At 62.8% G+C, this 19,027-nt stretch carries 13 protein-coding genes and 2 tRNA genes; 12 read left to right on the top strand and 3 right to left on the bottom strand.

Annotated features, from left to right (window positions below):
* Positions 1–61: 61 nt before the first annotated feature.
* The 8 genes from gyrB to R4P65_RS15120 all read left to right on the top strand — a co-directional run bounded on the left by gyrB (position 62) and on the right by R4P65_RS15120 (position 11,042).
* A complete protein-coding gene (gene gyrB, locus R4P65_RS15085) occupies positions 62–2,098 on the top strand; it encodes a DNA topoisomerase (ATP-hydrolyzing) subunit B (RefSeq protein WP_003942515.1) in 2,037 nt (678 codons plus the stop codon).
* Positions 2,099–2,193: 95 nt separating this feature from the next.
* Positions 2,194–4,725: a DNA gyrase subunit A gene (gene gyrA, locus R4P65_RS15090; protein WP_019746215.1), complete on the top strand. Its 2,532-nt coding sequence runs from the start codon at positions 2,194–2,196 to the stop codon at positions 4,723–4,725.
* Entirely contained in the window at positions 4,725–6,140 is a 1,416-nt protein-coding gene (locus R4P65_RS15095; RefSeq protein ID WP_317827112.1) for a DUF3566 domain-containing protein, read from the top strand. Before gyrA ends, R4P65_RS15095 begins: the two co-directional genes overlap by 1 nt.
* Before the next feature lie 75 nt (positions 6,141–6,215).
* A tRNA-Ile gene (locus R4P65_RS15100) sits at positions 6,216–6,289 on the top strand.
* A gap of 176 nt (positions 6,290–6,465) precedes the next feature.
* Positions 6,466–6,538: transfer RNA gene (locus tag R4P65_RS15105), tRNA-Ala, on the top strand.
* Between the two features lie 262 nt (positions 6,539–6,800).
* Positions 6,801–7,910 carry a hypothetical protein gene (locus tag R4P65_RS15110; protein ID WP_317827113.1) on the top strand — a complete coding sequence of 370 codons (1,110 nt, stop codon included), beginning with the start codon at positions 6,801–6,803 and terminating at the stop codon, positions 7,908–7,910.
* Positions 7,911–7,972: 62 nt separating this feature from the next.
* Positions 7,973–9,637: an alpha/beta hydrolase gene (locus tag R4P65_RS15115; RefSeq protein WP_317827114.1), complete on the top strand. Its 1,665-nt coding sequence runs from the start codon at positions 7,973–7,975 to the stop codon at positions 9,635–9,637.
* Between the two features lie 127 nt (positions 9,638–9,764).
* Positions 9,765–11,042 carry a lipase family protein gene (locus R4P65_RS15120; protein WP_230816188.1) on the top strand — a complete coding sequence of 426 codons (1,278 nt, stop codon included), beginning with the start codon at positions 9,765–9,767 and terminating at the stop codon, positions 11,040–11,042.
* Between the two features lie 57 nt (positions 11,043–11,099).
* On the opposite strand, the gene R4P65_RS15125 is transcribed toward R4P65_RS15120, so the two are convergent.
* Positions 11,100–11,552 (bottom strand): hypothetical protein, encoded by a 453-nt coding sequence (locus R4P65_RS15125; protein ID WP_206029279.1) that lies wholly within the window; start codon positions 11,550–11,552, stop codon positions 11,100–11,102.
* A 90-nt stretch (positions 11,553–11,642) separates the two neighbouring features.
* Here R4P65_RS15125 and R4P65_RS15130 point away from each other — a divergent pair, with 90 nt between their 5' ends.
* Both R4P65_RS15130 and R4P65_RS15135 read left to right on the top strand, forming a co-directional pair.
* Positions 11,643–12,170: a peptidylprolyl isomerase gene (locus tag R4P65_RS15130; protein ID WP_007729190.1), complete on the top strand. Its 528-nt coding sequence runs from the start codon at positions 11,643–11,645 to the stop codon at positions 12,168–12,170.
* A 17-nt stretch (positions 12,171–12,187) separates the two neighbouring features.
* Complete coding sequence (locus tag R4P65_RS15135; protein ID WP_065351693.1) at positions 12,188–13,132, top strand: rhomboid family intramembrane serine protease; 945 nt, start codon at positions 12,188–12,190, stop codon at positions 13,130–13,132.
* Here R4P65_RS15135 and R4P65_RS15140 read toward each other — a convergent pair.
* Positions 13,125–14,048, bottom strand: a complete 924-nt coding sequence (locus R4P65_RS15140) for a LuxR C-terminal-related transcriptional regulator (protein ID WP_317827116.1) — start codon at positions 14,046–14,048, stop codon at positions 13,125–13,127. The two genes, R4P65_RS15135 and R4P65_RS15140, sit on opposite strands and share 8 nt — an antisense overlap.
* A 129-nt stretch (positions 14,049–14,177) precedes the next feature.
* On the opposite strand from R4P65_RS15140, the gene R4P65_RS15145 reads away from it, so the two are divergent.
* Positions 14,178–15,611: an amidase gene (locus R4P65_RS15145; RefSeq protein ID WP_317827117.1), complete on the top strand. Its 1,434-nt coding sequence runs from the start codon at positions 14,178–14,180 to the stop codon at positions 15,609–15,611.
* Positions 15,612–15,746: 135 nt separating this feature from the next.
* The gene (locus R4P65_RS15150; RefSeq protein ID WP_317827118.1) at positions 15,747–17,090 is read left to right on the top strand and encodes an MFS transporter; all 1,344 of its coding nucleotides are present in this window, start codon (positions 15,747–15,749) and stop codon (positions 17,088–17,090) included.
* On the opposite strand, the gene R4P65_RS15155 is transcribed toward R4P65_RS15150, so the two are convergent.
* Entirely contained in the window at positions 17,081–18,946 is a 1,866-nt protein-coding gene (locus tag R4P65_RS15155; protein ID WP_317827119.1) for a helix-turn-helix domain-containing protein, read from the bottom strand. The genes R4P65_RS15150 and R4P65_RS15155 overlap by 10 nt on opposite strands.
* Positions 18,947–19,027 lie beyond the last annotated feature (81 nt).

The raw sequence follows: 19,027 nt of genomic DNA on the forward strand, positions 1-19,027 counted from the left end.
CCCGCAAGGGCTTGCTGACGGCTGCGCTCGAGTATTGACGGAGAAGGAGAGCTACCCACCCGTGGCTGCCCAGAAGTCAGATACAAGCACTTCCAGCAAGGACTACAACGCGTCGTCCATCACTGTCCTCGAAGGACTCGAGGCGGTACGTAAGCGTCCAGGCATGTACATCGGTTCCACCGGTGAACGCGGCCTGCACCACCTCATTTGGGAGGTCGTCGACAACTCGGTCGACGAGGCGATGGCCGGACACGCCACCAAGGTCGAGGTCACTCTCCTCGAAGACGGCGGAATCCGCGTCATCGACGACGGCCGTGGCATCCCGGTCGGCATGCATGCCTCCGGAGTTCCCACCGTCGAGGTCGTGCTGACCCAGCTGCACGCCGGCGGCAAGTTCGACTCCGACTCCTACGCCGTCTCCGGTGGTCTGCACGGCGTCGGTATCTCGGTGGTCAACGCGCTCTCCACCCGGCTCGACGTCGACATCAAGGTCGACGGCTACCGGTGGCAGCAGACGTACACCGATTCCAAGCCGGGAGAGCTCGTACAGGGCGATCCGACGAAGGAGACCGGCACCACCGTCAGTTTCTGGGCCGATCCCGAGATCTTCGAGACCACCCGCTACAACTTCGAGACCGTTGCGCGTCGTCTGCAGGAAATGGCCTTCCTCAACAAGGGCCTGACCATCACGCTGACCGACGAGCGCGCCGAGGTCATCGACGACGAAGCTGCCGAGGTAGCCGAGGCTCCCAAGTCTGCTGCCGAAGAAGCCGAAGAAGCTGCTCAGGCAGCGCCGCGTAAGTCCAAGACCCGCATCTACCACTACCCCGGTGGACTCGAGGACTACGTCCGGCACATCAACAAGAGCAAGACCCCGATCCACAACTCGGTCGTCGGATTCACCGCCAAGGGCACCGGCCACGAGCTCGAGGTCGCAATGCAGTGGAACTCCGGTTACTCGGAGTCCGTCCACACCTTCGCCAACACCATCAACACCCACGAGGGTGGTACCCACGAAGAGGGCTTCCGCGCCGCACTGACCGCAACGGTCAACAAGTACGCGCTCGAAAAGAAGCTGCTCAAGGACAAGGATCCCAAGCTCACCGGTGACGACATCCGTGAAGGACTCGCGGCCATCATCTCGGTGAAGGTCGGTGAGCCCCAGTTCGAGGGTCAGACCAAGACCAAGCTCGGCAACACCGAGGTCAAGTCCTTCGTCCAGAAGGCGTGCAACGAGCACCTCGCGCACTGGTTCGAGGCGAACCCCGCCGACGCGAAAACCATTGTGAACAAGGCTGTTTCGTCGGCACAGGCCCGCGTTGCCGCACGTAAGGCACGTGAGCTGGTCCGTCGTAAGAGCGCGACCGACCTCGGTGGCCTGCCCGGCAAGCTCGCCGACTGCCGCTCCAACGATCCGGAGAAGTCCGAGATCTACATCGTGGAGGGCGACTCCGCAGGCGGCTCCGCCAAGTCCGGCCGAGACTCGATGTACCAGGCGATCCTCCCGCTTCGCGGAAAGATCATCAACGTCGAGAAGGCGCGTATCGATCGCGTCCTCAAGAACACCGAAGTCCAGTCGATCATCACCGCGTTCGGCACGGGCATCCACGACGAGTTCGACATCGCCAAGCTGCGCTATCACAAGATCGTGCTCATGGCCGACGCCGACGTCGACGGTCAGCACATCGCAACGCTGCTGCTCACGCTGCTGTTCCGCTTCATGCGGCCGCTCGTCGAGCACGGCAAGGTCTACCTCGCGCAGCCGCCGCTGTACAAACTCAAATGGCAGAAGGGTGCGCAGCCGGAATTCGCGTATTCCGACCGCGAGCGCGACGCGATGGTCAAGGCCGGCCTCGAGTCCGGCAAGAAGATCAACAAGGACGACGGCATCCAGCGCTACAAAGGCCTCGGCGAGATGAACGCCAAGGAGCTGTGGGAAACCACGATGGACCCGACGGTGCGCGTTCTGCGTCTCGTCACGCTCGACGACGCGGCTGCTGCCGACGAGCTGTTCAGCGTGCTGATGGGCGAAGACGTCGAAGCACGACGCAGCTTCATCACCCGCAATGCCCGGGACGTTCGTTTCCTCGACGTGTAGGGCCTGCGGCCCTGTGCGCGGTTGAGGAGTCCTCGGACTCCTTTTCCGCACACAAGGCGCCCTCGCCCCTTCGTTCTTCTTAAGAAAGTGAGCTCATGACCGACACCACGTTGCCACCGGACGGTCCGCAACACGACCGGATCGAACCGGTCGACATCCAGCAGGAAATGCAGAACAGCTACATCGACTACGCCATGAGCGTCATCGTCGGTCGCGCTCTGCCGGATGTTCGCGATGGACTCAAGCCGGTGCACCGCCGCGTGCTCTACGCGATGTACGACAACGGATATCGCCCCGACCGCGGATACGTGAAGTCTGCCCGACCGGTCGCCGAGACCATGGGTAACTACCACCCCCACGGCGACTCCTCGATCTACGACACGTTGGTCCGTATGGCCCAGCCGTGGTCGCTGCGTTACCCGCTCGTCGACGGTCAGGGAAACTTCGGCTCCCGCGGCAACGACGGCGCAGCCGCCATGCGTTACACCGAGTGCAGGCTCACGCCGCTCGCGATGGAAATGCTGCGCGAAATCGACCACGAGACAGTCGATTTCACCCCGAACTACGACGGCAAGACTCAGGAACCGACGGTTCTGCCCAGCCGCATCCCGAACCTTCTGATCAACGGTTCCAACGGCATCGCCGTCGGTATGGCCACCAACATTCCGCCGCACAATCTGCGTGAAGTTGCCGAGGCCATCTACTGGGCGCTCGAGAACTTCGAGGCGGACGAGGAAGCCACCCTCGCTGCCGTCATGGAGCGCATCAAGGGACCCGACTTCCCGACGCACGGGCTCATCGTCGGTGGACAGGGCATCCAGGACGCCTACACCACCGGCCGCGGCTCCGTTCGTATGCGCGGCGTCGTCGAGATCGAAGAAGATGCCAAGGGCCGCACCACGATCGTCATCACCGAGCTGCCCTACCAGGTCAACCCGGACAACCTGATCACTTCCATCGCGGAGCAGGTTCGTGACGCCAAGATCGGTGGCATCTCCGACATCCACGACGAGTCCTCGGACCGCGTCGGCATGCGCATCGTCGTCACCGTCAAGCGTGACGCCGTTGCCAAGGTCGTGCTGAACAACCTTTACAAGCACACCCAGCTGCAGACCAGCTTCGGCTGCAACATGCTCTCCATCGTCGACGGAGTGCCGCGCACGCTGCGCCTCGACCAGATGATCCGTCTGTACACGACGCATCAGCTCGAGGTCATCGTTCGTCGTACCAGGTACCTGCTTCGCAAGGCACAGGAGCGCGCCCACATCCTGCGCGGTCTGGTCAAGGCGCTCGACGCTCTGGACGAGGTCATCGCCTTGATCCGTGCGTCGCAGACCGTCGACATCGCTCGCGCCGGATTGATGGAACTGCTCGACGTCGACGAGATCCAGGCCGACGCCATCCTCGGCATGCAGTTGCGTCGTCTGGCCGCCCTCGAGCGTCAGAAGATCGTCGACGAATTGGCCGAGATCGAACTCGAAATCGCGGACCTCGAAGACATTCTGGCTCGCCCGGAGCGTCAGCGCGCGATCGTTCGTGACGAGCTCAAGGAAATCGTCGACAAGTACGGCGACGACCGTCGTACCCGCATCATTGCCGCCGACGGAGACGTCAACGACGAGGATCTGATCGCCCGCGAAGACGTCGTCGTCACGATCACCGAGACCGGCTATGCCAAGCGCACCAAGACCGACCTCTACCGTTCGCAGAAGCGCGGCGGCAAGGGTGTTCAGGGCGCCGGCCTCAAGCAGGACGACATCGTCTCGCACTTCTTCGTCACCTCGACGCACGACTGGCTGCTGTTCTTCACCACGAAGGGCCGCGTCTACCGCGCCAAGGCTTACGAACTGCCCGAGGCGAGCCGTACTGCTCGCGGTCAGCACGTGGCGAACCTGCTGGCCTTCCAACCGGACGAGCGCATCCAGTCCGTCATCCAGATCAAGACGTACGAAGACGCGCCATACCTGGTGCTCGCCACTCGCAACGGTCTGGTCAAGAAGTCCAAGCTCACCGACTTCGACTCCAACCGCAGCGGTGGCATCGTCGCCATCAACCTGCGCGGTGAAGACGAACTGGTCGGCGCTGTTCTCTGCTCCGCCGACGACGACCTGCTTCTCGTCTCGGCACAGGGCCAGTCGATCCGCTTCTCGGCCACCGACGAGGCACTGCGTCCGATGGGCCGCGCCACTTCCGGTGTCCAGGGCATGCGTTTCAACGGTGACGACGAGCTGCTCTCGCTCAACGTCGTTCGTGAAGGCACGTTCCTCCTGGTCGCCACCTCGGGCGGTTACTCCAAGCGAACCGGCATGGAGGACTACCCGGTGCAGGGTCGAGGCGGCAAGGGCGTGCTCACGATTCAGTACGACAAGAAACGTGGCACTCTGGTCGGTGCGCTCATCGTCGACGACGACGACGAGCTGTACGCGATCACCTCGGGCGGCGGCGTCATCAGGACGGCTGCCAAGCAGGTTCGTAAGGCGGGCCGCCAGACCAAGGGCGTGCGTCTGATGAACCTCGGCGAAGGCGACACACTGCTCGCGATTGCGCGCAACGCCGACGAGCCCGAAGAGCTCGCTGCAGAGACCACCGACAACGCAGACAATGCCGATGGAGCTAAGGAGTCCTAGTGAGCACTCCCAACCAGCCGGGCAGTGACCAGAAGAGCGAAAGCCCTTCAGGTTCGACGCCACCGAAGCCGGAGCAGGCAGCTGCTCCGGCGGGGCCGCAGACCTCGAAACCTGCAGCTCCAGCGGACGGCGGACCCAAAGCTTCCGAGGCAGCTCCGGCGCCCAAGGCACCTGAGCCGCCTCGTGGCCCGTCGGCTCAGAAGCCGGCAGGTGGAGGTTCCGACGCTGCGGGTGCGGCCAAGGGTCAGGCTCCTTCCGCTCCTTCTGTGGCTCCGGCTGCGCCGGTAACCCCGGCGAAGGGTGACGGTCAGGCTCCGCCGCAACCGGTTGCCAATCAGGCTCGTGGCAGCCAGGCACCGCCGTGGCAGCGCGGACCCCAGCCGTCAGGTCAGCCGCAGGGGAAGCCAGCTCAGAATCCGGCTGCTCAGAATCCGGCTGCTCAGAATCCGGCTGCTCAGAATCCGGCTGCTCAGAATCCGGCGTCGAAGGCCCCGGCGTCGAAGGCTCAGCCACCGCAGAATCAGGCTCCGCAAAGTCAGCCGCAGACCAACATCACGCGACCAGCTGGTGCTTCTGCGGGTCGACCGGCAGGTCCTGCCGGGGGTAAGCCACCTGCCGGTCCGCAGCGTCCTGCAGCGGCCGGCCCTGCACAGGGTGGCCCGGCCAAATCTCCCGCACCGAAGGGACAGCCTCAGGCGGGTCGTTCTACGGGTGCACAGGCAGGTCGCCCTGCCGGCAACCCTTCGTCCCGTCCCGTCGTGACGGGAACGGCGGCGGCCGCAGCTACCGGTGGCGTCGCTGGTGCGGCAGCAGCCAAGAGCAACGCACCGACCGCCGCAGCCAAGGCAGTTGCACCCCCGGGCGCAAATCCGAAGGCTGCAAATCCCACCGTCGCAAATCCGAAAGCAAAAGCTGCCGCGATCGACGGGCCCACTCGGCACATCGATCGCAAGGATCTGCCGAAGGACATGCCTGACCTCTCCGAGGCCAAGCATCCGTTGCCTGCTGCAGTGAAGGGTGAGAAAACTCACGCCGTATCGGCTTCGGTCGTCGACGGTGCGCCGCTGCGCGCAACGGTTCAGATCCGTCGCATCGACCCGTGGTCCACGCTCAAGATCACGTCCGTGATCTCGGTGTCGCTGTTCTTCGTGTGGATGGTGGCCGTCGGACTGCTCTACGTCGTCCTCGACGGTATGGGCGTCTGGGATCGCCTGAACAACGCGTTCACCGACATCGTTGCCGACGGCGGCTCCGACGGTCTGGTGACGGCGGGCCAGGTATTCGGCTACGCCGCGCTGATCGGCATCGCGAACATGGTGCTTTTCACGGCACTCGTCACGATCGGATCGTTCATCTACAACCTCTGCAGCGACCTGGTTGGCGGCGTAGAGGTAACTCTCGCCGACCGCGACTGACCTGCGAAAACATTGCTCCGCCGGGCCCGTTTTGGTGTCAGCGGCCCGGTGGGGTAATCTTTGGAATCGGTTCAGGGGCCTATAGCTCAGGTGGTTAGAGCGCTTTACTGATAATGAAGAGGTCGGAGGTTCAAGTCCTCCTAGGCCCACTCCCATGTGCCGAAGAAGGGTTGCTGGAATGAAGGTTTTCCTGCTTGTCGGGGCCGGAATTCTGGTAGCTCTCGGGGTCACCAAGCTGATCAAAAGTCAGCGCGGAGACAAGGTTTGGCATGATTTGGAAACAGGATAGAACCTAGGTACTCTGACTCCGGTCAGAAAACCGAACGGGGCCTTAGCTCAGTTGGTAGAGCGCTGCCTTTGCAAGGCAGATGTCAGGAGTTCGAATCTCCTAGGCTCCACAGTAAGAAAACACCCTCCCGGTATCCGGGAGGGTGTTTTTGTATGCCGATGTCCGGCCAGTCGGTGCCCGACTCGTGGCCCTCCCCTTTTGAGCGAACGGTACTTTCGGCGCACTGAAGGCGATGAACGTGCCGTTCGCTCGGAGTGGGGTGGCCAGAACCGCGCCCACGATGGCCCGTTCGTCCCGAATTCTCCGGAAAGTCTAGTGGTCATAACCAGCCGGGCGTAGCGTGAGGAGAACCCAATTTCAGGAGGTTCGTAGTGCTTCACAACGACATTCCCAGCCACGGTGAAATTGCCGCACTCGCGGAGGTGGAAGGGCCCACCTGCATCACCATCGTGACTCCGACTGAAGATGCGCCGCAGGATTACGACAAAGCCCGCATAGCCTTCAAGGACCAGGTCCGCTCGGCACTCGCATCGGTGGAGGATCCCGCCGAGCGCAAGCAGTTCGAGGCCGAATACGCAGAGCTCGACGATGACGACGATTTCTGGCGCTTCCAGTCGCGCTCATTGGTCACGTACGCGACGCCGGAGCGTCTGGTGACCTTCCGCCTCCCCAACCGTCTGCAGGCGCTCGAAACGGTCAGCGATCGGTTCCATCTCAAGCCACTGCTCCGTTCGGTGACGTTCCCCCAGACGGCGTTTGTTCTCGCTCTGGCAGAGGGTTCGGTGCGACTGATCGAGATCGCTGCCGATCAGCCGGCCGACGAGGTTCGTGTTCAGGGAATGCCGAAGAATGCTGCGGATCACGCGGGCAAGTCGTCGATCAACAGCCGTACCGAGGCGGGTCGGTTGTCGGGGTCGGACAGCCGAAAGTTGCGCGTCAATCAGTACGCCCGTGCAGTCGATCACGAGGTCCGCGGTGTCCTCGCGGGCCGTGACGTCCCCTTGATCCTGGCTGCTGCCGAACCCATCGCGTCGGTGTATCGCTCCGTGAATTCGTACCGCCACCTGGTCGACAAAACCGTCGAGGGAAACCCGGAAGCCTTGTCGACGCAGGAAGTGGCGGACGGTTCGCGGCCGGCGCTCGACGATTTCCACGCCGAGCAGTTGGCGGCGGTGCGTGAGACCTTCAATGTGCGCACGGAACAGGGGCGCACTCAGACGGACGTCGCCGACGTGGCAACAGCCGCGACGTACGGACAGGTCGATACCGTTTTCATCGACATCGATTCCGTCGTACCCGGAAGTCTCGATCCCCAGACGGGCGCTCTCACGACCGGTGAGTCGACCAACGGAAGCACCTACGGTGTCGTCGACGAGATCGCTCGTCGTTCGCTTTTGACGGGCGCTCGGGTGCTCGCTGTACGTGCGGAGGACATTCCGGGCGGCGGCGCAGTTGCCGCGATTTTGCGCTTCGCTCCGTAAACAGGCTGGACGCGTGTGCGCCTCGTGACCTGATTCGGTCACGGGGCGCATACGATTCCGGCATGAAACGTGTGTGGGAACGGCTGCGCCTCTATTGCAAGACGCTGCACCCGGTCGGGCTTGCCTTTGCTCTGGTCTTCTTCACCTGGTCGATGAGTCCGTCCCTGTTGCCGCGCGCGTGGTACCTGCAGGGCGTTGCGACGGGCATCTCGCTCGCGATGGGATACGGCGTCGGCGTGACGGTTGCCTGGATGATCCGCAAGTGCGGAGTGGAGCCGCAGTGGTCGAATCGCACCAAGAAGATCGGCTGGCGAATCCTGTTGGTCGCGGCCGTCATCCTTGTTCCGACGTTTTTGGTCCTCGGTTCGTGGTGGCAGCAGATCGTTCGTGATCTGGTCGAGGTTCCCCGCACCAATCAGGCGAATTACCTTCTGGTGCTGATTATTTCGCTCGGTATCTGGTTCATCCTGCTCGAGGCCGGTCGAGGTCTTCGATTCACCACCAACAAGCTCACCACAGTCGCACTTCGGTTCGTTCCCCTCGAGGCGGCGAAGGTCGGCAGCTTGATCGTCATCTTCGCTCTCGGCATCTTCATCGTGAACGGCGCGCTGTATAACGGGCTGATCGCCTTCGCGAACTGGAGTTTCTCCGGTGCCGATCACGAAACACCGGATGGCATCGAACAACCCTTGATCGCTGAGCGGAGTGGTTCACCGATGTCTGCCGAAGCCTGGGATTCGCTCGGCCAGGAGGGTCGCACCTTCATGGGCAGTGGTCCCACCGCAGCCGAGATTTCTGCGCTGACCGGACGTGAAGCGAAGCAACCGATCCGGGTGTACGCCGGACGTGAATCCTCGGACTCGATCAACGGTGTCGCACAGCGGGTCGTCGACGAGTTGGAGCGCACCGGCGGATTCGACCGCGGAACCCTCGCAGTCGTGACGACCACCGGCCGCGGTTGGGTGAACGAGGACGTCGCGTCGGCGTTCGAGTACGTCGAGGGCGGGGACACGGCGATCGCGTCGATGCAGTATTCGTTCCTTCCGAGTCCGTTGGCCTTCATCGCCGACCGCGAGACACCGATGATTGCCGGTCGCGCACTGTTCAACGCGGTGTACGCCAAGTGGATCGACCTGCCCGTGGAGACGCGACCCGAGCTGGTCGTCTTCGGTGAGAGCCTCGGCTCTTACGGTGGCCAGGCCGCATTTGCCGGCGCTCAGGACATGATGACGCGCGTCGACGGCGCACTGTGGGTCGGAACCCCCAACTTCACTGCTCAATGGCAGGAAATCACGGACAGTCGTGACTCGGGCTCACCGGAGATCCTGCCGGTGATCGACGGCGGCCAGGCAATTCGGTTTGCCGGTGATCCGGAGGATCTGGAGCTGAAGTCCGACTGGGACGACGACCGGATCGTGTACTGGCAGCATGCCAGCGACCCGATCACATGGTGGTCCTTCGACCTGCTGCTCAACAAGCCGGATTGGCTCAAGGAACCGCTGGGTCGCGACGTGGATCCGGGAATGACGTGGGTGCCTCTCGTGACCTTCTGGCAGGTAACCCTCGACATGGTCTTCTCGGCTGACGTCCCGTCCGGGCACGGTCATAATTACGGCGAGGATGCGGCGGACATGTGGGCCAAGATCCTGCACCCCGAGGCGTGGACCTCGGTTGATACCGACAAGCTTCGTTCGCTGCTGACCTCCAATTTGGAGCCCACGAAGTAGCCGTAAACGGTTGTAATTCAGCCTGTTAAGGCGAAAACCTCACGGAAAAGTGTTACGTGAGGTATGTGTTACTCTGCGTTCGCTGTGTGCCAAGCCACAGCGCAAGCGAGCGTGGGGAGATCGAAACGTGAAGAGCAGAGCATGGTGGGCGGCCGGGGTCTCCGTCGCGGCACTGGTCATGGGTGCTGTGACGGCCCCCGCCGCAATGGCTGAACCGGCGGATTTCTACACACCGCCGTCCGAGATTCCGGCAGGTGCCAACGGAGATCTCATCAAGAGTGAGCCGTCACCACTGCTGCTGAGCGTGCCCGGATCGAACGGTCCGTGGCCGGCAACCGCCACCAAGATCATGTACCGAAGCGAGGACGCCAAGGGTGCTCCCGTTGCCGTGACGGGCACCTATCTCGAACCGTCGAATCCGTGGACCGGGCAGGGGGCGCGTCCACTGGTTGCCGCAGCGGTGGGAACGCATGGACAGGGCGATCAGTGCGCACCGTCCAAGCTGTTCAACACCGGTATCGAGTATCAGTTCCCGACGGACGTCATGGTCGGTTACGAGTCCATCTGGGTGAACACGTTGCTGCTCAACGGCATTGCCGTCGTCGTCACCGACTACGAGGGTCTCGGAACTCCGGGCGATCACACCTACGTCAACCGTGAAGCCGAAGCGCACGCCGTTCTGGACTCGGTGCGCGCCGCTCAGAAACTCCCGAACACGAGCATTCCCGCCGACGGACCCGTCGGACTGTGGGGTTACTCGCAAGGCGGTGGAGCTGCCGCTGCGGCAACGGAATTGAAGCCGTCGTACGCTCCCGAACTTGATCTCAAGGGCACATACGCAGGCGCACCGCCCGCTGATCTGGCGGCGACGCTGCAGCAGGTCGACGGCACGTTCCTCACCGGAGTGATCGGCTACGCGCTCAACGGCATCGTCGCGCAGTACCCCGAGGTCCAGCCGTTGCTCGACGCCGAGATCAACGATCGTGGCCGACAGATGTTGGCCGCCACCAAGAACCAGTGCGTCGCCGAAAGTGGTCTGCAGTTCGGCTTCCAGCAGTCGTCGAGCTTCACCAATTCCGGTGAATCGCTCTCCGCAGTTCTGGCCCGCCTACCCATGGCGCAGGCGATCCTCGACGAACAGAAGATCGGCAAGCTGACGCCGGAGTCGCCCGTGTTGATCCAGCACGGCCGCTCAGATGACATCGTTCCGTTCGGCCAGGGACAGCAACTGGCTCGTGACTGGTGCGGCAAGGGTGCGACGGTGCAGTTCTCCGTCAACGAACTGCCCCCGATCATTCCGGGACTGGCAATCAATCACGCGACGCCGTATCTGGTGGGTACCCCCGAATCCGTCGGGTACATGATCGATCGCTTCAACAACGTCCCGGCACCGTCCAACTGCTGACCTCCAGGCATCGAAAAGCCCCGGAACATAATCTGTTCCGGGGCTTTTGTATGTCGACTACGCGGTCTTCTCCGCCGAGTTCTCCTCGAGGCGAGGGGGTGCGGAAGCGACCGGCGGATGCTCGCGTCGGCGGCTCTTGAAGAACACCGCACCGCCGATCACCGCAACACCGGCGATGACGAACACCGTGACGCGCTTGCGGCCGCGAGGCTTCTCGGTGCGTTCCGCGGACTTTGCCGGGATGGCCTTGGCGCGCTCGACGCCCTTCTTGGCGAGGACTTTGCCCTGACGACCCAGGAACAACCCGACCTGCCCAGCGCCGCGAGCGACCGACGTCGCGACCACCGCGGCGATACGGCGAGCGTTGTCGGCTGCCTCGGACTCCTTGATGCGAGCCGCTGTCTCTTCGAGGTAGGCGGCAGTCTCGTCGAAGGTGTCCTCGACGCGGGCGCGCGCGTGATCGAAGGTGTCGGGCAACTGCGTGCTGAGGGACTCGGTCACTCGTGTCATGACTTCACTGTGCCATAACAGTGGGGCGAGGACAGGGAGACTTTTGCGGGGCGACATCCGCGAGAACGCCGGCAATGGCACGATGGTGGTGTGACTTCAACTCATCAGACCGCAACCGCAACGCTGCACACGAACCGCGGCGACATCAAGATCGCTCTGTTCGGCAACCATGCGCCGAAGACCGTCGAGAACTTCGTCGGCCTCGCCGACGGCTCGAAGGAGTACACCACCGCAAACGCCGCCGGCACCAAGACCGGCCCGTTCTACGACGGTGCCATCTTCCACCGCGTCATCGACGGCTTCATGATCCAGGGTGGCGACCCCACCGGAACGGGCACCGGCGGCCCGGGCTACAAGTTCGGCGACGAGTTCCACCCGGAACTGCAGTTCGACCGTTCCTACCTGCTGGCCATGGCCAACGCAGGCCCGGGAACCAACGGCTCGCAGTTCTTCATCACCACCGGCCCGACGCCGCATCTGAACCGTCGCCACACCATCTTCGGTGAGGTTCTCGACGACGATTCCAAGAAGGTTGTCGACGCTATCTCTTCGACCGCCGTCGATCGTGGCGATCGTCCGGTCGAGCCCGTCGTGATCAACAGCATCACCATCTCCTGAACAGGTAAAACAAGCAGATGACGAACCCCGGTTGGGGCGGCGGTGCGAGTGAGGGCATCCCGCCCCAACCGCGGTGCGTCCGCCATCCAGATCGACCTACCGCACTTTCCTGCAATCGTTGTGGACGCCCGGCGTGCCCGGATTGCCTTCGCGAGGCGGCGGTGGGATACCAATGTGTCGACTGTGTAGCTGCCGGTCAACGCGATGTCCGTCCCGTTCGGGGCGTCGCCGGAAACACCGTGAGCCCCACCCGCGCGGTCCCGGTCGTGACGTACACCTTGATGGGGCTCAACGTCCTGGCGTTCCTCGCGACCTTCGCGCAGTCGCGAAGCATCATGAACAATCAGGTCGGCTCGTCGATCTTCGCGAACTGGGCACTCAATCCGGGTCTGGTCGCCAGCGGTGACTGGTTCCGGCTCATCGGCTCCGGGTTCCTGCACTTCGGCATCTTGCACCTCGCGGTCAACATGTACGCCCTCTACATCCTGGGCCGCGACACCGAAATCGTGATGGGCCGCTCGAGGTACATCGGCATCTACCTGGTTTCGCTCCTCGGCGGTTCAGCCTCGGTGATGGCGTTCCAGCCGGTGTTCTCTTCGCTCACGGCCCTGTCCTGGACTGCTGGGGCGTCGGGAGCGATCTTCGGCATCATGGGCGCACAGGCCGTCCTTCTATTGCGTTTGCGTCGAAGCCCGGTCCCGATCATCTCGGTGATCGCGATCAATGTGATCATCAGCATTTCGCTGCCCGGGATCTCGTTCTGGGGTCACGCTGGAGGTCTGGTGGCAGGTGCCGCAACGGCCGCTGCATTCCTGTACGCCCCACAGTGGTTGGGCGCCGGTGAGAACCGCGTGAAAGCAGTGCGGATCGGCTGGATCGCTTTTGGTGCCGTCACTGTGGTGACGTTGGGAGTCATCGTGCTCCGCGTCGTCCAACTGCGTGAACAGCTGGGAATCAGTTAGCGAGCAATCCCCATCGGGTCGCCAGTGCTGCCGCGGCGGTTCGATTGGGGACGCCTACTTTCCGAATCACGCGTTCGACATGTGTAGCAATCGTTGCTGCTCCGATCCCCAGGCGCGCTCCGATGGCCGTGTTCGAATCCCCGGTCGGTATCAGTGCGAGTATTTCCAGTTCGCGTCGAGTCAATCCCATCGGTGGCTCGATCGAATGCCATTTGACGACGGCGAGGCCCCCGCGGGTCGGCGTTACCTCGAGACGAATCACCGAAGTCCCGTCGAGTGACAGGTAAGTGGCGGGGGCACCCGTTCGGGCACTTTCGGCGCCGGCGTTCCGCACCGCTATCGGCAGTTCGCGAGAGCCGTCGACGACGGTGCCGTCCGGAGCGATCAGAGCTGTCGGCCGTGAATCGGGCAACGCCTTCCGGCTGGGCTCGTATGGGTCGAGGGCAGCGGCCAACGACGCTGCGAGCAGAGCGATCGTCACTTTCGATTGATCGTCGAGATAATGCCCTGGTGTTGTACTCGCGTTGAACATTCCTAGATAGCGACCGTCGCCCGCGAACAGACACTGGCTGATGCCGTCGCTGTAGAACGGTGCGATGACGGTATCGAACAGAGCTCCGGTCCGTAGGTGATCGTCGACGTCGTGCAGAACGATCGGCAGCCGCTGCGCCTGAAGCTGTTCGAAGACGGGATGCGCTGCCATTTGAGTGTTGACGACGTCGAGGGATGCCGCCGGGTATCCCAGGCTCGCGACTGTCCGGTGGGTACGTTCGGACGGATCCCACCGCGACAGTCCGGCGTGGTGGTACGGCACTGCTTCCTGCAATTCGAAGAGGGCGCGCGCCGGATCCATCACGGGTAAGGCGTCACGCAGCCTCAGCGCGGCAGCCAAGCGTCTCGAGGTCGGATCAGCCATCCCTGAATTATGCCTTGGGTCACAGCACGAGTCAGCTGTCTCCGCATCCCCTGATCGACGGACTCGTCCGAGCGCACCTGCTCCTAGGTTCTCCTCCATCACTGGACCTCGAGCACTTGGAGCACGACGATGGATGTTTCGGATTACGCAGCCTGCGATGCGACTGAGCTTGCCTCACTGATTGCAAGTGGGCAGGTGAGCGCCTCTCAGGTGCAGTCTGCGGCAGCAACTGCGCTGGATCAGGTGGACGGTGAACTCGCAGCAGTGGTCGGTGACCGATTCGACCCCTTGGACTACAACGCCGACGGGCCATTTTCCGGAGTGCCATTCGCGATCAAAGATCTGATCATTCACGCTGCCGGTGTCCCGCAGCGCAACGGCAGCAGGTTGTTCGGAGACGGCGTCACGTATCCGTACGACAGTCATTTGATGGCGCGCTTTCGGCGGGCCGGTCTTGCAACCATCGCGGTGACGACGTCACCCGAGATGGGATTCAACGCGACAACGGAGGCAAAGGCCTACGGCAAGCCGACGCGCAATCCCTGGGATACCACCCGCAGCCCCGGAGGATCCAGTGGCGGATCCGCGGCTCTTGTTGCGGCAGGCGCACTTCCGATGGCTCACGCGAACGACGGCGGAGGTTCCATTCGCATTCCAGCGGCGGCGTGCGGACTCGTCGGACTCAAGCCGAGTCGCGGACGAGTAAGCCCTGGCCCCGACTACTCGGATCCACTGCTGGGCATGGGAATCGAGTTTGCGGTCACCAGAACCGTGCGTGACTGCGCTTCGTTGTTCGACGCAGTCGCGGGGACGGAGCCGGGCGACAAGTATCTGTTTCCGAGTGAGGTCGACTCGTTCGCGGAGAGTGCTGCACGGGGATCGAAACAGCTTCGAGTTGCCGTCTCCGTGGATTCCGGTGATCCACGACGGCCGGTCGATCAGCAGTGTGTACGGTCGGTGAAGGTCGTTGCCGCACAACTGGAAGCGATGGGTCACCTCGTCGAGTGCGCGGCGCCATCGATCGACATGGAGATGTTCAATCGTGCGAACCTCGATGCGTGGTGCAGTTTTCTTGCGCAGGCTGTGGCAGGTGCGGGTGAACAACTGGGATTCACTCCCGGCACGGATCACCTCGAAGCGACCACTCTCGCGTGTGCCGAATACGGCGCGAAACTCGGTGCGCGGGACGTTTTTGCGGTGGAGAACGTGTTCAACACCGTCCGACGCGAATATGCGCGGTTCCTGGGGTCCTATGACGTGATCTTGACGCCGACGACCAGCTCGCCGAATACTGCGTTGGGGCATCTCGACGCAGACGACGATGCATTGGACGCACAAGGTTGGGCGGACAAGATATTCGAGTTCGGATCGTTCACCGCAATCTCGAACGCGACTGGCAATCCTGCCATCTCGTTGCCGCTCGGTACCTCGGCCGAAGGCTGGCCGATCGGGATTCAGTTCATCGGTGCCTACGGAGACGAGGCGACACTCCTCGCGTTGGCGGGTGACCTCGAGAAGGCTATGCCTTGGGCACATCGCAGGCCGACACTGTTTGCGCGATAGTTGTGGAGCTTTCCTCCACGTTGCGCTCCAACTCATGGGTGAACTTCACATAGGTTGAGGTCAGCGGTGCTTCTACTGTGGCTTGAGTCACTTCGTAGATAGCACCGCTGACCTTTTCCGAGGAGTACCCCTGCCATGACCTCCACCGATAGCACCACCACTGACGGTGGGGTTGCGCCGAGCGAGATCGAATCTCGCGTGGTGAAGAAGGTAGCGCGACGGCTGATCCCCTTTCTGATCCTGCTCTATTTCGTGAACTATCTGGATCGTACGAACATCGCTTTCGCGAAGCTCACCATGAGCGCCGACCTCGGGATGACCGAGACGATGTTCGGGCTCGCCTCCGGACTCTTCTTTGTCGGCTATCTGCTGTTCGAGGTGCCGAGCAACCTGGCCCTGCACCGCTTCGGTGCCCGGTTGTGGATCGCGCGCATCATGCTCACCTGGGGCATCCTGGCTGCTGCGCTGGCATTCGTGCCCAACGTGGGCAGCCTTTATTTCCTCCGCATTCTGCTGGGAATCGCGGAGGCCGGCTTCTTCCCCGGAGTTCTTCTCTACCTGACCTTCTGGTTCCCGAAGAAGTATCGCGTACGCCTGATGGGCCTGTTCCTGCTGACGCTTCCGCTTTCGTCGGCGCTCGGTGCCCCACTCTCGGCCGCCATCATCCAGTACGGCGACGGTCTGTTCGGCCTGGCCGGATGGCGCGTGATGTACCTGATCGAGGGTCTGCCGGCCGTGATCTTGGCGTTTGTCGTCTGGTTCTACCTCACCGACCGTCCCGCCGACGCCAAGTGGTTGACCTTCGAGGAGCGCACGTGGCTGATGAAGTCCATGGCGGACGAGGAAAAAGAACTCGGCGACGCCGGTCACCAGTCGGCCGGCAAGACCCTGCGCGACCCCCGTGTCATCGGCTTCGGTCTGGTCTACTTCGGAATCACCTACGGCCTCTACGCTTTGAGCTTCTTCCTGCCGAGCATCGTCGCGGGATTCAAGCAGACGTTCAACACCGACTTTTCGCTCGTCGAGACCGGCCTGATCGTGGCCGTCCCCTACGCGATCGGCGCCTTCGCGATGGTGCTGTGGAGCCGCCATTCCGACAAGACCGGTGAACGAATGTGGCACGTCGCAGCGCCGACGCTCTTGGGTGCGGTATCCATTCCGATTGCGCTCTACCTGGATTCACCGTTCACCGTCATGATCGCCGTCTCGCTCACCGCCGTCGGCGTGCTGTGTGCACTCCCCGTCTTTTGGTACCTGCCCACCACGTTCCTGACGGGCGCCAGTGCGGCCGCCGGTATCGCGATGATCAACTCGATCGGCAACGCGTCGGGCTTCGGCGCTCCGTACATCACCGGCTGGCTGACCGATGTGACCGGAAATGCCAAGGCAGGTTTGTGGGTGGTGGGCGCCGTGATGCTCTGTGCCGCAATCCTTGTAGTGGTTCTGGCAAAGCGATCGAGCAAGCCTGCTCAGATCTGACCGAGTCTCCCCGCACTGGCACGCAGCCGGATCAGGAGCGCAAGATCGAGCGCCTGGTCCGGCTGCCGCCACTGTGTACCGATCAACCGGTCGATCGACTCGAGGCGTTGGTAGAGAGTGTTGGCGTGAATCGCGAGCGCTGCGGCGGTCGCGGAGTGCTTGCAATTGTGCGACAGGTACGACGCGAGGGTGTCCAATAGCGGAACGCCGCGTCGCTGCTCCTCCTCGAGGAGTGGGCCGAGGGACCGCTGCGTCAGCGCTTCCAGTTCGTCGCGGCCGGTGCGGCTGAGGAGAATTCGGTAGATGCCGAGTGAACTTGCCGGTTCCACGTGTGAGGCCCGCCCGAGCGTCTCGAGGACATCGACAGTGTGCTGCGCCTCGACATAGGCTCGCGCCAGACCTTCCGCTCCAACGGCGGGATCGGCGATTCCGACGGTCGGGTTCTCCGCCGGCTGCACCCACGCCGCCGCAACCTCTGCCGGTGACATTCCGGGAATCAATGCAATTACTCGTGAACCATGCTCGGCAACAACAGTTCCCGAGGGAAATGCAATTTCCTCGATGCTGCGACGAGTACGGTCGACGGCGTCTGCCGGGCGGGCCACCACGACAGTGTACGAGCGGTCGGGGTTGAGCCCGGCCAGGCGGAACTGGCCGGTGACTTCGGCCGGCGTCGGCGCAGGCCTGGTGATCAGATCGACCAGAAATGCGTCGCGTGCTCGACGAGTGGCTTCCCTGGCCGCCCGTTCACCGACCAGCGCAAGCGCAATGGCCGGGGCTGACCTTTCGAGTGCCAATCTCATGGCGGCGGTGGGTTCCTGGCGTGCGAGCAGGAACAGAACTCCGAGTTGGTCACCGGCACTGCGTACTTCGGTGGTGAACAGGAACTGCTCACCGACGATGAGCGTCACTTCCTGCTCGCGTCGGTCTGCGGCGAAGATGTCGAAAACTCGACGAACACTCTCGCTCACCCGTTGCAATCCCGGTGGAATCTCCGACGTTCCGGTCACGAAGAACACCGGCGAACCCGTCGACGCGGAGGTTTCTTCCACGAGTTCACGGACTCCACCGCCGCGTAGAACCACCTGTGTGAGCGATCGGTCCCAGGTCAGGGTCTGTTCGAGAAGTGCTGTGCGCTCGGCAAGTTCGGTGTTCGCTGCATTCACTTCTGCAACCGTCGCGCGATAGCGTTCGAGAGAGCGGGCATTCTCGATCGCCACCGAGGCATGAGCAGCGAGAGCGGACAGCAACGCAACTTCTTCATTGCCGAATCGCCGCTCCTGCCGCTTGCACGCGCACAGCGCACCCAGGATCTTGCCGTTCAACGTCAGTGGCACGGCCAGCAGGCCGCGCATGTTCTCGGCTCGCGCTGCGTCGTCGGCGGGCCCGATGTGTGCAAACGATGGATCGTTGCGATAGTCCGAAGACCAAGCAGGAGAGGAGTTCTCGACTACTCGACCGATCAGACCTTCGCGGAACGGAACCGTGAGTCCGAGCAGCTGCGACGTATACGCCCCGCTCGTGACTTCGATGATCAAGATGTCGTCATGAATGAGAGCAAGGTACGAAAGGTCGACGCCGAGTAGTCGTTTGGCCTGATCCACGATCTCCTGCAGGAGGGCGTGGTGATCGTGCATCGTGGTGAGCAGCGACGCGATGTCGTTGAGCGCCCCCAGTTCGGTGGCGCGCTGTCGGCGCTGAGCCAGGAGACTTCGTAGTTGAAGCGCCGATCGGGCTTCTCGCTCGATCTCGGCAGCGGCCTCCGGGGCTGACCCGGCGGCCAATTGATCGCGATGCTCGATCAGTTCCTCGGTGGATGCCTCGGCCAGGAGAAGCTGTAGCCAGTTCTCGTGCATCGGCACTCCCTCGTCAGATTAATCTTGAGTATGGAGAGAATGTCCATACGGTTTCCGGTTTCTCGGAGTAAATCTACATGG

Source organism: Rhodococcus sp. IEGM 1318 (assembly GCF_033142465.1).
Classification (GTDB): Bacteria; Actinomycetota; Actinomycetes; order Mycobacteriales; family Mycobacteriaceae; genus Rhodococcus_F; species Rhodococcus_F qingshengii_B.

What these genes read in the sequence shown, in the direction of transcription:
- R4P65_RS15125 (WP_206029279.1), bottom strand. Translation starts at nt 11,552, where the DNA reads ATGACACGAGTGACCGAGTCCCTCAGCACGCAGTTGCCCGACACCTTC.
- R4P65_RS15140 (WP_317827116.1), bottom strand. Translation starts at nt 14,048, where the DNA reads ATGGCTGATCCGACCTCGAGACGCTTGGCTGCCGCGCTGAGGCTGCGT.
- R4P65_RS15150 (WP_317827118.1), top strand. Translation starts at nt 15,747, where the DNA reads ATGACCTCCACCGATAGCACCACCACTGACGGTGGGGTTGCGCCGAGC.
- R4P65_RS15155 (WP_317827119.1), bottom strand. Translation starts at nt 18,946, where the DNA reads ATGCACGAGAACTGGCTACAGCTTCTCCTGGCCGAGGCATCCACCGAG.
- R4P65_RS15135 (WP_065351693.1), top strand. Translation starts at nt 12,188, where the DNA reads ATGACGAACCCCGGTTGGGGCGGCGGTGCGAGTGAGGGCATCCCGCCC.
- gyrA (WP_019746215.1), top strand. Translation starts at nt 2,194, where the DNA reads ATGACCGACACCACGTTGCCACCGGACGGTCCGCAACACGACCGGATC.
- R4P65_RS15145 (WP_317827117.1), top strand. Translation starts at nt 14,178, where the DNA reads ATGGATGTTTCGGATTACGCAGCCTGCGATGCGACTGAGCTTGCCTCA.
- R4P65_RS15115 (WP_317827114.1), top strand. Translation starts at nt 7,973, where the DNA reads ATGAAACGTGTGTGGGAACGGCTGCGCCTCTATTGCAAGACGCTGCAC.